The following is an 18,472-nucleotide window of genomic DNA, read 5'->3' as shown; positions in this document are numbered from 1 at the left end:
GGGATAGCTCTCGTGCAACACAGCCTGCAAAAGAAAACAGCAAAAGGGGCCGCGGCGAAAGCTGCGGCCCTTGTTGTATTGGCGCTGCTGGCTGCGCCTTTCAGCTATTATGCCGCTGTGTTCGGGATCGAGGGCCTGGGCGGCAGTGCGAAGAGAGATACCTACCTGTTCATTCCGGGCGCGGTTTGGTCCAATGCGGCCATCTCTGTGCACATGCTGATCGGGGCCGTGCTGCCTGTCCTGGTGCCGCTGCAGCTGGGGTTGGGCCTCAGCGGGCGCCTGCCCGGGCTGCACAGATGGCTTGGCCGCCTGCTTGTCCTGGCCGCCTGCGTGACGGCGGCGGGCGGGCTTGCGTTCACAGCCTGGCAGGGCACGATTGGCGGCTGGCCGATGGACGCAGGGTTTGCGGTCTATGGCCTGTTGCTGCTGGCCGCGGCCATTCAAACCGCACGGCTGGCGCGGCAGGGGCAAACCGTCCGCCACCGGCGGTGGGCGCTGCGGCTGCTGGTCCTTGCGATGGGGTCCTGGCTGTACCGTGTTCAATACGGCCTGTGGGTGCTGGCCACCGGCGGCGCGGCATCAAACCCGCAGTTCACCGGCGGGTTTGATCTCTTTATGAATGCAGGCTTTTACCTGCCCTGGCTGTTGCTGCTGGAGCTTATGCTGAGACGGCGCCCTAGCGCCCCCTGAACAAGCTGCCAAGGATGCCGCGAACAATGCGGCGGCCGGTGGTGCCCTTCAGCTCCTTGATCACCACTTCGGACATCGCCGAGGTAAAGGTGTCTTTCTGGCGGGACGTGCGCGACGTGGAGCGGCTGACCCGGGACCCTGAATAACGGCGGGCGGCGTTGAATTCCCGTGCCATCGGTTGCGGCGACTCTTCGGCCTCGGCTTCTGAGGTTTCGGCCTCCTGCGCGGCTGTTTGCGCCCGCTGGGCCAGGATCTCATAGGCCGAGCGGCGGTCCAGGGGCGTGTCGTATTTACCCGCCATATCGGACGCTTTCAGAATGGCCGCCCGCTCTTGTTGCGTGATCGGGCCCAGCTGGGAACTGGGCGGCCGGATCAGCGTCCGCTCCACCACGCCGGGCACCCCCTTCTTTTGCAGCATCGAGGTGACTGCCTCGCCCACGCCCACCTCGCGGATGGCCTCCTCGGTCGGGAAGCGCGGGTTCTCGCGGTAGGTTTCGGCGGCCAGCCGAAGGTTCTTGCGGTCCTTGGCGGTAAAGGCACGCAAGGCGTGCTGTATGCGGTTGCCAAGCTGGCCCAGGATATCCTCCGGCACGTCAGCCGGGTTCTGGGTGATGAAATAGACCCCCACGCCTTTGGAGCGGATCAGCCGGGCCACCTGCTCCACCTTGTCGATCAATGCCTTGGGGGCGTCATCGAACAGCAAATGCGCCTCGTCAAAGAAGAAGACCAGCCGCGGCTTGTCCGGGTCGCCGACCTCCGGCAGTTCTTCGAACAGCTCGCTGAGGAGCCAGAGCAGAAACGTCGAATAAAGCCCCGGCGCCGCCATCAGCTTATCCGCGGCCAGGATGTTGACCATGCCCTTACCGGATGCATCGCAGCGCATCAGGTCGCTCAGCGCCAGGGCTGGCTCCCCGAACAGGCCCGCGCCGCCCTGGTTCTCCAGCACCAGCAGGCGGCGCTGAATCGCCCCGATCGACGCCGTGGAGACGTTGCCGTAACGCAGGGACAGCTCGCTGCGGTTTTCCCCGATCCAGACCAGCAGCGCCTGCAGGTCCTTTAGATCCAACAGCGGCAGCCCTTCTTCGTCGGCCAGCCGGAACGCAATGTTCAGGATGCCCTCCTGCGCCTCGCTCAGCTCCAGCAGGCGCGCCAGCAGCAACGGGCCCATTTCGGCCACCGTCGTGCGCACCGGGTGGCCCTGCTCGCCATAAAGGTCCCAAAAGGCAACCGGACAGGCGTGATAGCCGTAATCAGCAAAGCCGATCTTGTCCGCACGGGCGGTGAAGGCGCCGTGCAGTTTGTGGCTGTCCGAACCTGGTTTGGCCAGACCTGACAGGTCCCCTTTCACATCCGAGAGGATCACCGGCACGCCGGCATTGGAAAACCCTTCCGCAAGGATTTGCAGTGTCACCGTCTTGCCGGTGCCGGTCGCGCCGGCGATCAGCCCGTGGCGGTTGGCATATTTTAAGGCCAGCCCCTGCGGCGTGCCGTAATCCTCGCCGCCGCCGCCCAGAAACACCTGTTCAGTCATACCTGTCCCCTGTCCGCTTTTTTGCCTGTGGATAACAATACAAACTTAACTTTTCGGTGCGATAGTCAATCTTGCCCGCCCCTGCACTTGCGGTTGCCGTGGCGGACATTTCCTCCCTGTCAGACTGGCCGTGCCTTGTGCACGGCCTTCTTTTTGGCGTAACTGCCTGGAAATCAGGCAGCCGGCTCCGCAAGGTCCCGCAATTCCGGGCTATTTCCGTCAAACCAGGGCCGAACTGCATTTTTTTGAACTTGCATGTTGACCGATGGCCAGCCCTTTCGTAACGTCCTACGCAATAACTAAGTCGGCCAGTCCGACGGGGAGACGCAAATACGAAAAAGGGAACCAGCGGGTTCCCTTTTTTGTTCTTATTCAGCAACTTCCACGGTTGAAACGGTCTGGGCGGAATTCCCCGCTGATCGTTTGATATTGACCTGACACTGCCCGGGCAGCGTGTTACACGCGAAAGCAGCGTCTGTAGAAAAATGAGGCATTCATGTTGAAGTCCCTGACCCCGATCACGCTGGCCGCACTGCTGGCCATGACCGCACCGCTGGCAGCGCAGGAAACGGCGGCGGAAGAGGAGACCGCCGGGGCGGAAACCGCAGAACAGGCTGAGCAAGGCGAGAAGGCGGAATCGACCGCGGACGATATTCTTGATCTTGGCGAACCGGTCAACACAGACCCGCAGCTGGGCCAGCGCTATTCCAAAGAGAAGCACGGCGATTGGGATCTGGCCTGCATTAAGACCGAAGGCGAGACCGACCCTTGCTCGCTGCTGCAAATTCTGTCCGGCCCGCAGGGCAACCCGATTGCCGAGGTGTCACTGTTCCGGATTGATCAGCAGGGCGGCCAGGCTGTTGCCGGCGCCACCGTGATCGTGCCGCTGGAAACCCTGCTGCCGGCGGCGCTGACCATCTCGATCGACGGCGCACCGGCCAAGCGCTACAATTATTCCTTCTGCAACCAGCTGGGCTGCGTGGCGCAAATCGGCCTGACCCAAGGCGATATCGACGCCTTTAAAAAGGGTAAGGCAGCGACCCTGTCGCTGCGCCCGGCGCCGGCCCCGGATCAGGTGGTGGAAATGAAGCTGTCGCTGAGCGGCTTCACCGCCGGTTATGACGTGGTGGACGTGGTCAAGCAGTAACGCCTGACACCCGCCTGAAAAACGGAAACGCCGCGTGCCCCCAGGGCCGCGGCGTTTTCGTTTGCGGGCCTCAGACCCTGCGCAGGGCCAGCACCGCGTTCAGCCCGCCAAACGCAAAGGCATTCGACAGAGCCACCTCAACCCGTGCCTCGCGCGCCTCGTTCGGGACCACATCCAGATTGCATTCAGGATCCGGTTCCTCATAGCCGATGGTCGGGGCAATCACCCCGTCGCGCAGTGCCATGATGCAGGCCAGCAGTTCCACCGCGCCGGTGCCGCCGATCAGGTGGCCGTGCATGGATTTGGTGGAGGAGATCATCAGATTGTCCGCCTGGGGGCCGAACACATCCGCCACCGCGGCGCATTCGGTTTTGTCATTGGCCGCCGTTCCGGTGCCATGCGCGTTGATATAGCCAACCTCGGACGCGCTGACGCGGGCATCCTGCAGCGCCCCCGAAATGGCCCGCGCGGCGCCCTGCTTGCTGGGCATGACAATGTCGGCAGCGTCAGAGGACATTGCGAAACCGATAACCTCGCACAGGATCTCCGCTCCGCGCGCTTTGGCGTGGTCATATTCCTCGAACACGAAAACACCGGCGCCTTCGCCCTGCACCATGCCGTTGCGGTTGGCGCTGAACGGGCGGCAGGCGTCCTTGGACATCACCCGCAACCCCTCCCAGGCCTTAACACCGCCAAAACACAGCATCGATTCCGAGCCGCCGGTGATCATCACCGGGCTCATACCCGAACGCACCATCTGAAACGCCTGCGCCATCGCGTGGTTAGAGGACGCGCAGGCGGTGGAGACGGTAAAGCTGGGCCCCTTGAGGTTGAACTGCATCGACACATGGCCGGCCGCAGCATTGTTCATCAGCTTGGGCACCACAAAGGGATGCACCCGGTTCTTGCCGTCCTCGTAAACGCTGCGGTAGTTCTCATCCAGCGTCTGCATGCCGCCGCCGGAGTTGCCCAGAACAACGCCGGCCTTGGCAGACAGCTCGCCATGAAACTCCAGCCCGGACTGCTCAATCGCTTCCTTGGCCGCGGTCAGAGTAAATTGGGTAAAGCGGTCATAAAGGCTCATCTGCTGGCGGTTGAACCGGCCTTCGGCCTCGAACCCGCGAACCTGGCCGCCTATCCGGATCGCCAGCCGCTCCACATCGCGGAATTCCAGCTCCCCGATGCCGCAGCGGCCTTCGCGCATGGCCTCCAGCGTGGCGGGCACCGAGTGGCCCAATGCATTGATGGTCCCGGCCCCGGTAATGACTACGCGCTTCATAAGAGGGCTTACGCCTTTTCCAGTATCAGCTTGTCGATGCCCGCGACGATGGCCGCCACATTGGAGATGTCGAAATCGCTTTTCCCAGGCTCGTTGGCGTTGAAGGGAATCGAAATGTCGAACTCCTCCTCGATCGCGAAGATGCTTTCAACCAGCCCCAGGCTGTCGATGCCAAGATCCTCCAGGGTGCTGTCGAGGGTCACATCCGAAGGCTCCAGAACCGCCTGTTCGGCAATGATTGCAATGACCTTGTCCTGCGTGCTCATGTAGGGATCCCTGATATTCTGCCTGAGGCTGATGTAGGTATTCGGCCGTTACTTGAAAACAGCCTTTTTTAACAATTCGATGTCACGCATCAGCCGCGGCAGGCGGCGCTGTGCCTTATACATCTCGGTGTGGGTCTCCATCTTGACGCCGGGGTAGCCCATGATCACCCGGCCTGCGGGCACATTCGACAGAATCTTGGTGCCGCCGCCGGCGATCACGCCGTCGCCGATAAAGATATTGTCGACCACACCGGCCTGGCCGCCCAGCACAACATTGTTGCCAATGTCCACCGAACCGGAGATCCCGGTCTGGCCGCACAACAGGCAGTCGTTGCCGACGCGGGTGTTGTGGCCGACGTGAACCAGGTTGTCGAGCTTGGTGCCGTTGCCGATCACGGTGTCGCGAATGGTGCCGTTGTCGATGGTGCAGTTGGAGCCGAGCTCCACATCATCGCCGATGGTGACAGCGCCCAGCGAATGAATGCGTGCCCAGGATTGCGCTTTGGCCTCGCCCTGATCCCCCAGTGTCTTGCGGACGTTTTCGGCGCCCGACACTTCCGGTGTCACATAGGAGAACCCGTCACCGCCGACCCGCGCGCCTGGCTGGGCGCGGAAGCGTTCGCCGATGGTGGCGCGGGCGCCGATGGAGACCATCTCGCGCAGCTGGGCATCCGCGCCAATCACCGCATCCGCACCGATATAGCAGTGCGGGCCGATGACCGAACGCGCGCCGATCTTCGCTCCGGCTGCAACAACCGTCAGCGGCCCCACAGAGACGCCCTCGCCCAGCTCGGCGCTGGGATCGACGACGGCGGAGGGGTGGATGCCGGAAGGGAACCCCTGCCCGCGATCCAGCATGGCGGTCACACCGGCCATGGTCATCCGCGGGCGCGGGGCAAAGATCGCAGCCTTGAGACCGTAGGACTGCCAGTCCGCGCCTTCCCACAGCACGGCGGCCTGCGCATTGCCTGCCTGCAGGCCGTCCGCGTATTTCGGCGCCATCGCCATGGCAATCTGGCCGGCTTCGGCATCCTGCGGTTCAGCCGCGCCTGCGATCTGCAGGTCCAGGTCGCCCTGGGCTTCAGCGCCCAGGGACTCGGCGATCTGGCGGATTGTGAACATGGCAGGCCCTTTCAGAATAATCCTGTATGGGCCCGGTATTTACCCTTGAACGCTGGGCAGCACCACCCCTGCCCGTTCCAGTGCCGCCCAGATCTTGGCGTCGCGGCCATAGACATCGCGGCGGAATTCCGCACGGCCTTTGCTCGACACGACCGCTGTCCGGTAGATGATGTGCACCGGCACCTTCTGCTCCAGATCGACCTTGGTTTCCCGGCCGCTGTTCAGGATGCGGTGGAAGAAGGCCTTTGGATCCTCAGTCTGGCGCGCCAGCAGCGCATAGGCAAACTCAAACGGCTGCGCCAGACGGATACAGCCATGCGAGAAGGCGCGCACTTCGCGTGCAAACAGGCTCTTTTGCGGGGTGTCGTGCAGATAGATGTTGTATTTGTTCGGGAACATGAACTTGACCAGACCCAGCGCATTGCTGCGGCTGGGAGGCTGGCGCATGGAATAGGGGAAGTTCCGCGCGGTATACTGCGAGAAGTCGGCCGAGCCGCGGTTCACCACCCGGCCGCGGCGGTCGGTGATCTGGATATGGCCGACAGCGTTGGGGTTGTTCCGCAGCTTGGGCAGGTATTCCTTGGTGATGATCGAGCGCGGCACGTACCAGCTCGGATTGATCACCATATGCTCCATCTCGTCGGAGAATTCTGGGCTGCGGCGGTCGTGGGTGTTCTTGCCGATCACCGAGCGGGTTTCAAAGGTCACGTCGCCATTGTCGACGATCTTGGCGGTGAAATCGGTCTGATTGACCAGGATATGGCGCTCGCCCCGGTCCGGGGTCAGCCAGCGCTCCCGCTCCATCGCGACGATCACCGATTTAAGGCGGCTGCTGACCGGCTTGTTGACTTCTGCCAGGGTGCCGGCGCCAGCCACACCGTCGGTTTCCAGCCCGTGATCGGCCTGGAAGCGCTGCACCGCCTGCTCCAGCGCGGCGTCATAGCTGCGCGCGGCGCTGCGCTGCAGATAGCCCATCGCCATCAGCCTGTTGCGCAGGGCGATGACTGCCGGGCCCTGATCGCCCGGTTCCAGCTTCTTGGCCTGCACCGCAGGTCCCCAGCCGCCGGCAGCCAGAACCTGTTCTAGACGCAGTTTTTCGCGCATCAAACCACGGTATTGCGGAGACGCCGGAACCAGGCTGCGCATAAAGGCATAGGGCTGGGTGTCACGGATCCCGGCCAGGAAACTGGCGCCATCCACGGTATGTTTCTTGCGCACCAAGCCGTCATCAATCCGCGAGGGCACCAGCAGCCCGGTTTGCAGATCGGTGGCATAGTCCACCAGCGCCTTGCTCAGCGCCGCCTCGGCCATGCCGAAATCGCGGGTGGTGCGGGCCTGCCGCATCAGCTGCACCAGCCTGCTGACTTCTGCGGAGCGGTCCGGCAGCCCGTGGGCGCGGGTTTCGTTCAATGCGGCCAGCAGCGCGCTGCGGCGCTGGCGCGATGCCTCATCCGGGCCGGTCCAGATCGCCTGGTAGCCGCTCTCCCGGTAGAATCTGGCAACCGCGTCATCGGTGGAGGCCGCCTCTGCCACAGCCTGACGGAATGCCGCCGGTATGTCTGCCTGCGCGGCGCCGGCAATGGTTCCGGCGGCCAGGCCTCCCAGCGCCAGGGCGAAAAGCCCTGCCTTGAGCCCCGGCAAAAAATATCCAGCGGATGCGCGCGTCATAAATTTCCGGTCCTTGTGCCGTTTTTCCAATTTTGGCAGTGCCTATCTGAAATTCTGGTAAATGCCAGCCTGCGTTGTCCACTCACAATCGCGAAAAGTTAACCCTGATGCACCGTTGCCGCGTCTATGAAACCCGCCTGCAACAGTCGCGGGGAAAAGTTCCATGCCCCTCCCCTTTTGCGCAAGAAATCGCCGAAAACCCGGTCATACGTTACAGTGCGGCAAAGAAATGTTGGAACAGGATTCTCACTGTGCCATACATGCCGCACGTTAACTACGAGCGTTGACGAGCCCGTAACATCGGGCAATTAGGCAGGACTAACAGCGTACGGGACGGCGCAGTATCAATGGCAGAAACCACGGGCACGGGGATCTCCCGGCGTTCTCTTTTGGGTGTATTTGCTGCAACCGCAGTGGCAGCAGCCCCAACTTTCTCAAATGCAGCAGGCTTTTTGCGCGGCGGCGGCGATATCCGGCGCATCCGCATGTATTCTGGCCGCACCGGCGAGCGTGTGGACATGGTGTATTGGATCGACGGCCAGTACATCAAAGACGCCGTCAAGGAGATCAACCACTTCATGCGCGACTGGCGCACCGATGATGTGAAGGAAATCGACCTGCGCACCATCGACATCATGGCAGCCTCGCACAATCTTCTGGATGTGAACGAGCCCTACATGCTGCTGTCCGGTTACCGCAGCCCCAAGACCAATGCGATGCTGCGCAGCCGCTCCCGCGGGGTGGCCAAGAACTCGCTGCACATGCGCGGCCAGGCTGCTGACCTGCGGCTGGCGTCGCGCTCGGTGTCGCAGATGGCCAAAGCCGCCGAAGCCTGCCGTGCCGGTGGTGTCGGCAAGTATCAGCGTTCGAATTTTGTGCATATGGATTGCGGTGTTGTCCGCACCTGGCGCGGCTGACCGTAGCTCGCATTGCAAGAATGCAAGCCTGCCCGTCCCGGGGCAGGCTTTTTTGTTTTCAGCGCCCGCCGCTGCGGCTTATCCTCATGAAATTGGAAACAGGCAGTTTTTCCCGTTGCAGAGGTGGCAAAGCACGGGTATACCCCGCCGTAACGACGCACCTGTAGCTCAGCTGGATAGAGCGCTGCCCTCCGAAGGCAGAGGCCAGAGGTTCGAATCCTCTCAGGTGCGCCATCTCACATCTTCCCATGTTTACATCCCCTAACACCTTGAACGGAAAGGTGATTTTTGGGGTTCGAACACCTTCATTCCGACAGTACGAAATCGGCTCCACAAAAGCCAATCTGAGCACCGTTCTCTTGAGCGCCAAACTGCCATTTTTATAAATATTCCAAGGGCTTGACAGGAACTCAAAGGCGAGTTCGAACAACTCCTCTCGGGTGTATCTTGGCTTCGTCACCGTAGAGGCCTTCTCAGCCAGCAACATTTTCTCCCGCTCCAACGTCGCAATCTTGGATTCGTAGGCACTCACAACGCTCAGATTGTCTGTCTCCACGATGCGGTCCAGAAGTGCGGCGATCTTCTTCTCAGCGTCCTTGACCTTACTGTCATAGGCCTTGGCGTTCTCCTCAGCCTTCGCAAGCCGCGCATCCCACAGATCGTGGAACATCGCCTTAGCAACGGCGAACAAGGCCTTGCCAGGCTGCATTTTTTTGAGAAAGTCTTCGACATCGCCTTCGAGCTGGTCACGGCGAATGGACTTTCGGTAACTAACGCACCCTTTCGTCTTACACATATAATAAGGGTGCTTCTTTCCGGTCTTGCTTTTCGACCAGCAGGACGTCAGCGGCTTGTCGCAGTCAGAACAAACCACAGCTCCGCGCACCGGGAAATCTTCACTGATGTCTTTTCGAGCCGGAGCCTTGGCTGTGCCTTTCAAGCGAGCCTGAATACGCTCAAAAGTCTCAAAGCTGATCAAGCCTTCGTGCTGGGCTTTCCGCAAAGATATGCCCCAACTGGGCATTTCGATGTACCCGGCGTAGAGCGGCTGGGTTAGAATATCATGAATGCGCTGATTGCGGATTGTGCCATCAGGCAGGTCTTTGGGATAATCGGGCTGGCTTTCCAGGAAGCGCTTCACCTCAACCTGAGTTTGGAAGCGACCGCAAGCATACCCTTCCAAAGCCTCCTGCAAAATTGAGGCAAGAGGTTCATCACGTACAAGCAGCTTGTTGTGCCCTGGCACACTCTTATAGACGAACCCTTTCGGCGGCACGGATGTAACGCAATACCCATTGAGAACCCGCGCCCGCATGCGGTTACGCGTCTGTTCAGCATTCTTCTGGCGCTGGTGCTGGGAGACCGAGGCGAGCATGTTTTCTACAAGGATCGAGTCCGAGTCTTCCCCAAACTCGATAGATGGGCTCTGGAGCACCCCGCCCGCCTCAGCAATCGCGGTACGCAGTGCAAGGTGCGCATCAAGCCCCCGCGCGAGACGGGACACGTCATCGATAATCACGACATATCCGTCTTTGCGGCGCTTGCGGATGAAACGCAGCATGGCCTGAATACCGGGGCGATCAATCAAGCCGCCTGATGCATCGTCCTGAAACACATCAACAACTTCCAGCCCCTTGTACCGCGCAAACTCGCGGCACCTTGTTTCCTGGCTCGCAAGTCCATCACCCTGCTTCTTTTGCTTGGATGAAGAAACCCGGCAGTAAATCAAAGCCTTGGTGTGTGTTTCTGATGCGAATTCACCTAACTTCATGCTCACTCTCTTTCCTGATGAAAGGAGTTTAGCGCAGCCGAATCGGCCTGTGGAGGTGCCGAGTCAGTATCAGCGGCTTTTCCACAGCTTTCTTCAGGAAAAACAATTTGGTAGCCGCAATCCATCAACCCAACCAACAACATCCAGACGGCTTCCAGAGCTTCGCGCTCCTGATCTTCCGTCAAACCCATCCCTTCGACGTGGTGGCGGTACTTCTCCAAATCAACCGTTACGGTCTTCTCGTGAGTTCCAGAAGCCATCAACTCGTTGAACTTCCGGGTAATGTTCTCGCCTGCATTTCCGTCCATCGAAATTCCCTTTCAGCGTTTCATCAGGCCGCAGCAAACGGTTCACGCAGGAACCCCGCGCGGCCAGGACGTGTCTTGATCTGGTGCTTGTCTGTTGGCGCACCTCACCCCAGTGAGGATTGCGCTCTGGCTTCTCACATCGGCGGATCAGACCCCGATGTGAGCCTCTTGGCGTCTATCCAGCGCTCAGCGCGGGAGTTACGCCTTTTGTATATTTTCATAATAACATCCATGGGTTGCATTATGCAAATAAACCTCGCGTTCACTTGTTGCTGTCTCGTAAGGCGTGGAGCCTGCGCCAGCGTTACGTTTTGGGGCGATAGCCCTTGATGAAGCGCCATTCACCGGAGCGGTATTGCGGGAAGTCCCGGTAGCGCGTTGGCACAGCCTCGCAGATCACGCGACGATAGCGCGCACCCCAGAAACCGCGCACCTTCACGCGCTCCATGTCCCGATCAAAATACGGGTTCGGGAAATATCGCCCCGCATAACGGCGGATCGTGTAATACGGCACCTTGTCTGCCAGAAACGGGCGGATGCCGTAGCCGGACGCCCAGATGAGCGCCTTGTTTGCGGGCATGGTCAGGATTTCATCGGGGCTCATCAGGGCGCGGGCTTGCTTGCGCTTATGCGCCATCTCCATATCCAGATGCCGCAAGGCGATGCCCGTCTTGAGCGCGTCCCGCCCCTCGAACAAAATGCCGTGCAACGCCTCGCGCCTGGCCTTGGCTGCGCGGGCCTGCGTGAGAGGATCATCAACGGCTAGCGTCTGCTGCCCCAGCTTTCGGCTGAGATGCTGCGCGGTCTCAAGGTCAGACAGCCCGCCGCCAAGATAGATTTCAACATCCGCATTGGCTTGCAGGGTCATGGCACCCGTCGGGCCGAGGTTTTGGCGGATTTGTCCCAAATCCTGATAGACACAGAGCGGACACAAACCAAAGCCCCGGCCAATGGCATAGAACTCGGACAGTTCCGGGAAACGGCCAAGCTGCGCCGCCTCATCGATCACAAGATTGACCGTTGGCGCGCCGGGCTTGCGCTGCTTCAAGGTGCGCAAGGTCGAAAAACACTGCCGGATGAGCGGCGCGTTCTGTTCGATGAGTTCGGCAGGCATCATCAGGAAAACAAACACCGGGCGCTGGCTGTCTTCGGTCAGTACATCCAGCGTGAAATCCGCCTCATCCTCACCGACAAAGCTTTGCTGCAACGCCGGATCGTTCATGAAGGCTACGGCGTTGGTAATCTCGCTGAGAACGGAGTCATAAGTCTTGCGGCTATGCTTCGCCATGTCGAGCATTTCGCGGAAGGCCGTGTCCAAATCAGGCTCACCCAGCGCGGCCATGGTTTCGGCCATCTGCGCCCAGCCTTCGGGTTCGGCCCGGATCATGCTGATCAGATCATGAAGGCTGCGCGGTGACACGCTGCCATCCCGATGCACGAGCCCCCGGATCAAGGGATCAGCCCAGTTCTGCGCCTTTTGCTCAAAGAACCTGGCATCACCGCCGCCGCTTTCCGGCAGCAATGTCCGCGCCGCGCGCCGCGTATCAGCCACCAGCGCCGGAGCGTCCGGTTTCAAATGGCTGTAGATGTTCAAACTATGGTTCGGCAGGCCGTGCAGATGATACGGATTCACGTAGTAGACATGCGCCCCCATGTGTACGAGGCCGGGGCCGATCACCGCTGCCATCTCCCCCTTGGGGTCAACCGCCAGCACACGCTGCGGCTCTCCCTTGCGCCCAGGTGCGGCCAACAAGTGAGAGAGCACAGTAGTGAACTTGCCCGAGCCAGCGCCGCCGATCAGAAGCGCGCCTGCTTGCTGATCATGAAAGAGCTGGCGGCCATGATGGAACCCCATCGGCAAGCCGCCCTTGCCGCGAAACGCTCCCCGCACCTCCAGCGGCGTTGCAAAGCGGGCTGAGCCGAAAGGGTTTTCCTGATAGTGGTTCATCACACGTCAGTCCTTGAAGGGATGGAGGGCCTGGCGCTTCCCGATAAAACCGGGAGCGCCTATGGTCATTAGCCAGTCAGCAGACCGATCAGGAACATGATCCAGATGAATCCCAAAATGGATTTGGCAACCACTTTCAGGACCTTAATGATCTTATCGCCGAAGGTTTCGACTTTTCGGATCTGGTGGATTTCACCTATTTTATCTTTGATATAACGAGGCATATTTCTCTCCTTTTCAGTTGGTGGATGGTTAGCCGTAGCTGGACATCAGGAAGCGGTAGCCGATATTGGTGATGATCATGATCAGCGCCCAATTCACCGCGACACGTGTGACTCCGAAAATCGCCAGGTGCAGAGTCCCCCAGTACGCCCACTGAAAAGCTTCGAGGAACTGGTGGCCGTAATTCTGAATGGCGACGTTCTGGAACCAATTGATCGACCATTCATAGGCAGGATCAGCCCACAGGAATGACGCGCCGGTTGCGCAAAGAACGGCAACGAAATCACGGCGTTCATCATCACCGCCGCCTTTGCCGTTCTGGGGATGCATCATCATGATCTTCTCCTTTCATGTCTTCGGACAAAGCTCCGCCATTGCCGAACACGAACGGTTCGGGTTACAGAACGCAAAAAATTAGGATATTAGGATGCGGTCGGAGCGCAGCTTTCGGTTTTTGCCTGAACCATATCAGGCTCTGTTATGTATTGAGTTTGGTTAGAACAAGCTGGGCCGCAAGGCACGCGATGAATTTTCTCCTCAACCCACTGATAGCATGGGGAAAGTTTTTGCTTTTTCTTTGCCGGAACCGGGTCGACAATATTTCGACGCGGATCATCGCCGTCCCTTGCGCAGTGATTGGGGTGCGTAGAAACGTTTTCCCTCCTTTCTATAGCCATAGATTTCTCGCTGCCGAAAACGTCGTCTCAGCATAAGTGCTTGAGTTTATTTATATTTCTTCCTGAATGCCTCCCCTCGGAACTAATATGTGAACATTCCGCTCGCAATCAATGCGATCAAATGAAAATCAGGAAAAACACCCGACTTTCTTGAAGGCGGCAATGATTTTCTGCTTGAAACTCTTCACTCCCACCTGGGAGCGGCAGTCCATTAACTTATCTTAACGCCGAATTAACCTTATATCTTTATGATATGGCTATGAAATTTGGCAAAGGTGATGAGGATATAAGGCAAGCTGAGCGGGACAAACGCCGCGTTCAGGACATGGACGATTTCAACAATGAAATGGCCGGGCGCGATGTTGGCCGCATGGGGCGCTTCCTCCCCGGAGGCGACCGCGATCCCAAAAAAGTTGCCAAGCAGCGTGAAGAACGCGCCGCCATGCTCACCAATCTCCAGCTCCTCATGCAGAACGACCCGGAATACGCTGCGCTCTACCGCGAGACCGAAGAAAAGCTGCGCGATGCGCAAACCCGTTTGGATGGCGCGCTGGAAAAGGTACAGCAACTCAAGGCCGAGGCTGACGCGGCCATGCTGGACATCATAACCCGCGCCGCCCGCCTGCCGGATGGCGCTGCCGTGTTTCAGGATCAGGACGGTAAAATCCGCTACGAGGACGGCACAGCCGTGGATGCGGATCTTGCGGAAAGCATCGTCTGGCGCGGTGACGAACCAACATACGATGATATGCGCGCCGCTGCGGAGCGCGTGAACGGTCTGTCAGAACTGGAAAATGACATTCACGCCGGACAGGCCGAGATTGGCGATATGCAGGAACGTATGGCCGATCAGGACGACCCAACCGCCAAAGACAGCATGACAGGCTTCCAGAACCGCGTGGAGGAACTGACAGATACTGTGGACGAACGCCTCAAATTGCTTTCTGGCAGGGAGCTGTCAGGAACCGAGAATGAAGTGGCCATGCGTCCTGAATTGGACGTGACAGTGCCAAAACTTTAATGCCTAGAACTCTCCGCACGCCTTCTCAACAACAGCCATAATCATCGCTTGCGGGTGGTAATCCCCGTAGCGCTGCATGACTTCACGGATTTCTCCGTTCCGAGCCTGCGTCACGGCGTCTGATGCAAAATACCATTGGTCAATGCACTCGGCGAGCTGAGCATGATTTTCCAACTGCGTAGCGACAATGGCCATCATACCCACGGAGGTCTGAAACATGCTGTCCTGTGCGCTTTGCTCCCATTTCAGAACATCGGTGCTGGTGAACCCGTTCGCGGCAGAAAGCTGTGGACAGAGCGCAAGCGCGGTTAGAATTCCTTTTTCAAACAATCTCTTGCGAGCGATCATAATCGAAGGATTTTGACCAACACAGATTTACGGGATTCAATGAATTTGGTATTAAGGGAGAGCCCGGTGATACGGGCAAAAACAGCCGGAAAACGCCACTCAGCGCCGAATATCAGGCCATGCTTGCGCGTACCGGGGTAGCGCGGACAAGGATTCCAATCTGACGCGGACATGCATTCCGATGTAGCGCGGACAAGATTCCGGGGCTCGCGGACAAGCCTTTATGGCCCTGTGCCGGGGGTGTTGAGCAATCACGTGGCGGGTAACCTTTCGCTCTTTTGAGGAGCGGGAGGGACCCAATGGCGAGATTGCCGATGAGGAAGATCAGAGAAGCCTTGAGGCTGCGGGCAAGCGGTCTGACGACCCGGGAGGTTGGCCGCAGCATTGGTGTCGGCCGCACGTCGGTCAGCGAGTATGTCAGCCGCGCCACTCGGGCGGGCCTGTCCTGGCCATTGCCGGACGACCTGACGGACGCCGCTCTTGAAGCGCTGTTGTTCCCGGCCCCGCCGCCGGATGCGGCGACCAGCTATCCCAAACCGGAGTGGGCGCTGGTCCATCGCGAGTTGCGCCGACCAGGGGTGACCTTGTCGCTCCTATGGGAGGAATACCGTGAAGCCCACCCCAAAGGTTATGGCTACAGCCGGTTTTGCGAGCTGTACCGCCGCTGGGAGGGCAAGCTGGCGCCTGTGATGCGCCAGCAGCACGTCGCGGGCGAAGCCCTTTACGTGGACTATGCGGGCGCAACCTTCGAGATCATGGACCCCGAGACCGGCGAGCTACGCCAGGCCCAGTTTTTTGTCGCAGCCCTTGGGGCCTCGAACCTGACCTATGCCGAGGCGACCTGGACACAAGGCCTGTCCGACTGGATCGGCTCTCACGTCCGGGCCTTTGCCTTCTTCGGCGGCGTGCCTGCCACGGTGGTCTCGGACAACCTCAAATCCGGGGTCACCAAGGCCTGTTTTCACGACCCCCAGATCAATCGCAGCTACGCGGACATGGCCGCGCATTACGACACCGCCATCATCCCGGCGCGCCCGCGCAAACCGCAAGACAAGGCGAAGGTCGAGGTGGCCGTCCAGCTTGCTCAGCGGTGGATACATGCGCGGCTGCGGGACCGGCGCCTTACTTCCCTGACCGAGTTGAACGCGGCGATCCGGGAGCTGCTGGAGACATTCAACAACCGGCGCACGCGCCATCTCGGGGCGAGCCGCCGGGAGCTGTTCGAACAGCTTGAACGCCATGCGCTGCAACCGCTTCCTCTGGAGCCTTATGTCTTCGCCGAATGGCGCTGCCGGAAGGTCGGGCTCGACTACCACGTCGAGATCGACCGGCACTATTACTCGGTGCCCCACACCCTGCTGAAGGCGCAGGTCTGGGTACGTATCACCAGCCGCACCATCGAGATATTCCATGCAGATCAGCGCGTTGCCTCACATGCCCGGACATCAGGTAACCGCAAGCATTCCACGGTGCTGGACCACATGCCGCCCAACCACAGGGCTTACGCCGACTGGACACCCGAGCGCCTGCACCGGTGGGCCGCCAAGGTCGGCCCCAACACTGCCGCACTGGTCGAAGTGATCCTGCGTTCACGCAAGCATCCCGCCCAGGGATTCCGGGCCTGCCTTGGCATACTGCGTTTGTCCAAGGGGTATGCGGCTCCTGAGTTTGAAGCGGCGGCAGACTACGCGCTGGCCATCGGGGCCCACTCCTACAGCTCCCTCCAATCCATCCTGAAGAACAAGAGATATCGCCGGGCACCAGATCGGCCCGCAGAGGAACCGGCGATCACCCACCCTAACATACGCGGCGCCGATTATTTTCACTGAGAAAGGATACACATGCTTGACCATCCCACACACGACCTGCTGCGCCAGCTCAAGCTGGACGGCATGGCGGACGCCTTCACCGATCTGCAATCTCAAGACAGCGCAGCCGACATGGGGCATGCCGAATGGCTTGGCCTTCTGATCGACCGTGAGATGGCAAACCGCACGACCAAGCGGTTCCAATCCCGGCTGCGCGCCGCCAAACTGCGCCATAGCGGAGCCAGCATCGAGGACGTGGACTTCCGCTCACCGCGCCGCCTGGACAAGGCCCTGTTCCAGGAATTGGCCACAGGGCGCTGGATCAAGGAGAAACGGAACTTGCTGATCACTGGCCCCTGTGGTGTCGGCAAGAGCTGGCTGGCTTGCGCCCTGGGCCAGAAAGCCTGCCGTGACAATGCCACCGTCATCTACAAGCGCCTGCCACGCCTGTTCTCTGAATTGCAGCTCGCCCATGATGACGGACGCTTTCCGCGTATCTTCCGGCAACTCGTCAAAGCCGATCTGTTGATCCTCGATGACTGGGGGCCGGACCGCATGACTGCCCCGCAGCGCCGGGACCTGATGGAAATCGTCGAAGATCGCTACGGCGCGGGCGCGACCCTGGTCACCAGCCAACTGCCCGTGGACGCTTGGCACGACATCGTCGACGAACCCACCTTCGCCGATGCCATACTCGATCGGCTGATCCACAATGCACATCGTCTGAGCCTCGATGGTCCCTCCATGCGCAAAACCCGGGACGCCCCCGCAGCCAAAACCATTGACGAAAAAGCCAACAACTGAGATGTCAAATCAAACGCTCAGCATCCCGCACGGATTTTGTCCGCGCACCCCGGAATGCATGTCCGCGTGTCGTTGGAACGGTTGTCCGCAAAGCCTGGAATGCGCAGCCATGCTCGAAAAGGTTCCTTTTTGAGCAACAAACCATGCCTGAACCCCGCACTATCGCATACTTGCGCGTTTCCACACGTGAGCAATCCACTGACCGTCAGGCTTATGGCCTGCGCGATCTTTGCGATGAATTTCATGTCGAGCATTTATCCGCAGGTGCGCGCCACCGTCCGGTGTTCGAGGCCGCGATATCCCGCCTCAAACCCGGTGATACGTTTCTGGTCTGGGATTTGGACCGCGCATTCCGCTCCACGATTGACGCACTGATCACAGCAGATCAGTTGCGAGAGCGCGGTATTCATCTGCGCATCGCCCAGATGAGCTTTGATACGGCCACGGAAGAAGGCGAGCTGTTCTACACGCTCATCGCCGCCTTTGCGCGGTTTGAGCGGCGTATTCTGGCACGCCGCACCCGTGAAGGGCTGGCGGCGGCCAGAGCCAACGGCAAACGCCTGGGCAGGCCGCCCAAGCTGGATAAGGAAACTGTGCGTCTGGCGCATGAGGACATTGCGGAGAATGGCTATCCCTGCCGCTATGTCGCCCATCTGCTGGGCGTATCACGCATCACCCTGCAACGCGCCATAAGGCGCGAGGGGCTGGCATGAAGGATCACACATCAAACGAAAGGAAACCCCAATGATACAATCATCTTATGACGTCACACCGGAGGAACTATTTCGCCTCGTCCTGGCCTACACCTCTATCCGCAAACCGGGAACGCGCAGCGAAATCCTCAGCGCCCTGGAAAAACTCACCATGGATCAATGGATGAATGAGGGGCGGTGAAGGTGAGGTAGCGCAAGCCTTAGCCGCCTTCTGTTAGAGCGGCTAAGAGCG

General features: G+C 59.8%; 18 protein-coding genes, 1 tRNA gene and 1 pseudogene. 9 read left to right on the top strand and 11 right to left on the bottom strand.

What is annotated here, in order from left to right:
* Positions 1 to 12: 12 nt before the first annotated feature.
* Positions 13 to 690 carry a DUF2306 domain-containing protein gene (locus CAER_RS0123165; protein WP_027237601.1) on the top strand — a complete coding sequence of 226 codons (678 nt, stop codon included), beginning with the start codon at positions 13 to 15 and terminating at the stop codon, positions 688 to 690.
* On the opposite strand, the gene CAER_RS0123160 is transcribed toward CAER_RS0123165, so the two are convergent.
* Positions 677 to 2,221 carry a helicase HerA-like domain-containing protein gene (locus CAER_RS0123160; RefSeq protein WP_027237600.1) on the bottom strand — a complete coding sequence of 515 codons (1,545 nt, stop codon included), beginning with the start codon at positions 2,219 to 2,221 and terminating at the stop codon, positions 677 to 679. The two genes, CAER_RS0123165 and CAER_RS0123160, sit on opposite strands and share 14 nt — an antisense overlap.
* Before the next feature lie 496 nt (positions 2,222 to 2,717).
* Here CAER_RS0123160 and CAER_RS0123155 point away from each other — a divergent pair, with 496 nt between their 5' ends.
* Positions 2,718 to 3,368, top strand: a complete 651-nt coding sequence (locus CAER_RS0123155) for an invasion associated locus B family protein (protein ID WP_027237599.1) — start codon at positions 2,718 to 2,720, stop codon at positions 3,366 to 3,368.
* Positions 3,369 to 3,438: 70 nt separating this feature from the next.
* Here the strand turns inward: CAER_RS0123155 and CAER_RS0123150 are convergent, their stop codons facing one another.
* From CAER_RS0123150 to CAER_RS0123135, 4 genes are read right to left on the bottom strand one after another with little or no spacing between them, the layout of a single operon-like run.
* Positions 3,439 to 4,647: a beta-ketoacyl-[acyl-carrier-protein] synthase family protein gene (locus CAER_RS0123150; protein WP_027237598.1), complete on the bottom strand. Its 1,209-nt coding sequence runs from the start codon at positions 4,645 to 4,647 to the stop codon at positions 3,439 to 3,441.
* 8 nt (positions 4,648 to 4,655) lie between these two features.
* On the bottom strand, positions 4,656 to 4,913 hold the full coding sequence (locus CAER_RS0123145; RefSeq protein WP_027237597.1) for an acyl carrier protein: 258 nt from the start codon (positions 4,911 to 4,913) through the stop codon (positions 4,656 to 4,658).
* Between the two features lie 48 nt (positions 4,914 to 4,961).
* Positions 4,962 to 6,035, bottom strand: a complete 1,074-nt coding sequence (gene lpxD / locus CAER_RS0123140) for a UDP-3-O-(3-hydroxymyristoyl)glucosamine N-acyltransferase (protein WP_027237596.1) — start codon at positions 6,033 to 6,035, stop codon at positions 4,962 to 4,964.
* 39 nt (positions 6,036 to 6,074) lie between these two features.
* Positions 6,075 to 7,703: a L,D-transpeptidase family protein gene (locus tag CAER_RS0123135; protein WP_027237595.1), complete on the bottom strand. Its 1,629-nt coding sequence runs from the start codon at positions 7,701 to 7,703 to the stop codon at positions 6,075 to 6,077.
* Between the two features lie 347 nt (positions 7,704 to 8,050).
* On the opposite strand from CAER_RS0123135, the gene CAER_RS0123130 reads away from it, so the two are divergent.
* A complete protein-coding gene (locus CAER_RS0123130) occupies positions 8,051 to 8,620 on the top strand; it encodes a YcbK family protein (RefSeq protein ID WP_027237594.1) in 570 nt (189 codons plus the stop codon).
* Positions 8,621 to 8,777: 157 nt separating this feature from the next.
* Positions 8,778 to 8,854, top strand: a tRNA-Arg gene (locus CAER_RS0123125).
* A gap of 541 nt (positions 8,855 to 9,395) precedes the next feature.
* On the opposite strand, the pseudogene CAER_RS29390 reads toward CAER_RS0123125, so the two are convergent.
* From CAER_RS29390 to CAER_RS0123095, 5 genes and pseudogenes are all read right to left on the bottom strand, one after another.
* Positions 9,396 to 10,391 (bottom strand): annotated as a pseudogene (locus CAER_RS29390) (recombinase family protein); the annotation flags it as partial.
* A 2-nt stretch (positions 10,392 to 10,393) separates the two neighbouring features.
* Entirely contained in the window at positions 10,394 to 10,699 is a 306-nt protein-coding gene (locus CAER_RS0123110; protein ID WP_027237592.1) for a hypothetical protein, read from the bottom strand.
* Between the two features lie 304 nt (positions 10,700 to 11,003).
* On the bottom strand, positions 11,004 to 12,647 hold the full coding sequence (locus CAER_RS0123105; RefSeq protein WP_027237591.1) for a type IV secretory system conjugative DNA transfer family protein: 1,644 nt from the start codon (positions 12,645 to 12,647) through the stop codon (positions 11,004 to 11,006).
* 68 nt (positions 12,648 to 12,715) lie between these two features.
* On the bottom strand, positions 12,716 to 12,871 hold the full coding sequence (locus tag CAER_RS29890) for a hypothetical protein (protein ID WP_154667826.1): 156 nt from the start codon (positions 12,869 to 12,871) through the stop codon (positions 12,716 to 12,718).
* Between the two features lie 28 nt (positions 12,872 to 12,899).
* A complete protein-coding gene (locus tag CAER_RS0123095) occupies positions 12,900 to 13,205 on the bottom strand; it encodes a hypothetical protein (protein ID WP_027237590.1) in 306 nt (101 codons plus the stop codon).
* Positions 13,206 to 13,805: 600 nt separating this feature from the next.
* Between CAER_RS0123095 and CAER_RS0123090 the strand changes: the two genes are divergently transcribed.
* Positions 13,806 to 14,567, top strand: a complete 762-nt coding sequence (locus tag CAER_RS0123090; protein WP_027237589.1) for a hypothetical protein — start codon at positions 13,806 to 13,808, stop codon at positions 14,565 to 14,567.
* A gap of 3 nt (positions 14,568 to 14,570) precedes the next feature.
* Here the strand turns inward: CAER_RS0123090 and CAER_RS0123085 are convergent, their stop codons facing one another.
* Positions 14,571 to 14,915 (bottom strand): hypothetical protein, encoded by a 345-nt coding sequence (locus CAER_RS0123085; protein WP_027237588.1) that lies wholly within the window; start codon positions 14,913 to 14,915, stop codon positions 14,571 to 14,573.
* A gap of 299 nt (positions 14,916 to 15,214) precedes the next feature.
* Here CAER_RS0123085 and istA point away from each other — a divergent pair, with 299 nt between their 5' ends.
* The 4 genes from istA to CAER_RS29885 all read left to right on the top strand — a co-directional run bounded on the left by istA (position 15,215) and on the right by CAER_RS29885 (position 18,421).
* A complete protein-coding gene (gene istA, locus CAER_RS0123080) occupies positions 15,215 to 16,744 on the top strand; it encodes an IS21 family transposase (RefSeq protein ID WP_027237587.1) in 1,530 nt (509 codons plus the stop codon).
* A gap of 12 nt (positions 16,745 to 16,756) precedes the next feature.
* Positions 16,757 to 17,527, top strand: a complete 771-nt coding sequence (istB, locus tag CAER_RS0123075; RefSeq protein ID WP_027237586.1) for an IS21-like element helper ATPase IstB — start codon at positions 16,757 to 16,759, stop codon at positions 17,525 to 17,527.
* A gap of 143 nt (positions 17,528 to 17,670) precedes the next feature.
* The gene (locus CAER_RS28390; RefSeq protein WP_036797548.1) at positions 17,671 to 18,240 is read left to right on the top strand and encodes a recombinase family protein; all 570 of its coding nucleotides are present in this window, start codon (positions 17,671 to 17,673) and stop codon (positions 18,238 to 18,240) included.
* Positions 18,241 to 18,271: 31 nt separating this feature from the next.
* Positions 18,272 to 18,421 (top strand): hypothetical protein, encoded by a 150-nt coding sequence (locus CAER_RS29885; protein ID WP_154667825.1) that lies wholly within the window; start codon positions 18,272 to 18,274, stop codon positions 18,419 to 18,421.
* Positions 18,422 to 18,472: the final 51 nt, after the last annotated feature.

This window comes from Leisingera caerulea DSM 24564 (assembly GCF_000473325.1).
GTDB lineage: Bacteria > Pseudomonadota > Alphaproteobacteria > Rhodobacterales > Rhodobacteraceae > Leisingera > Leisingera caerulea.
The sequence above is the reverse complement of the archived record's forward strand: the minus strand, read 5'-3'. Positions and strand labels throughout refer to the sequence as shown.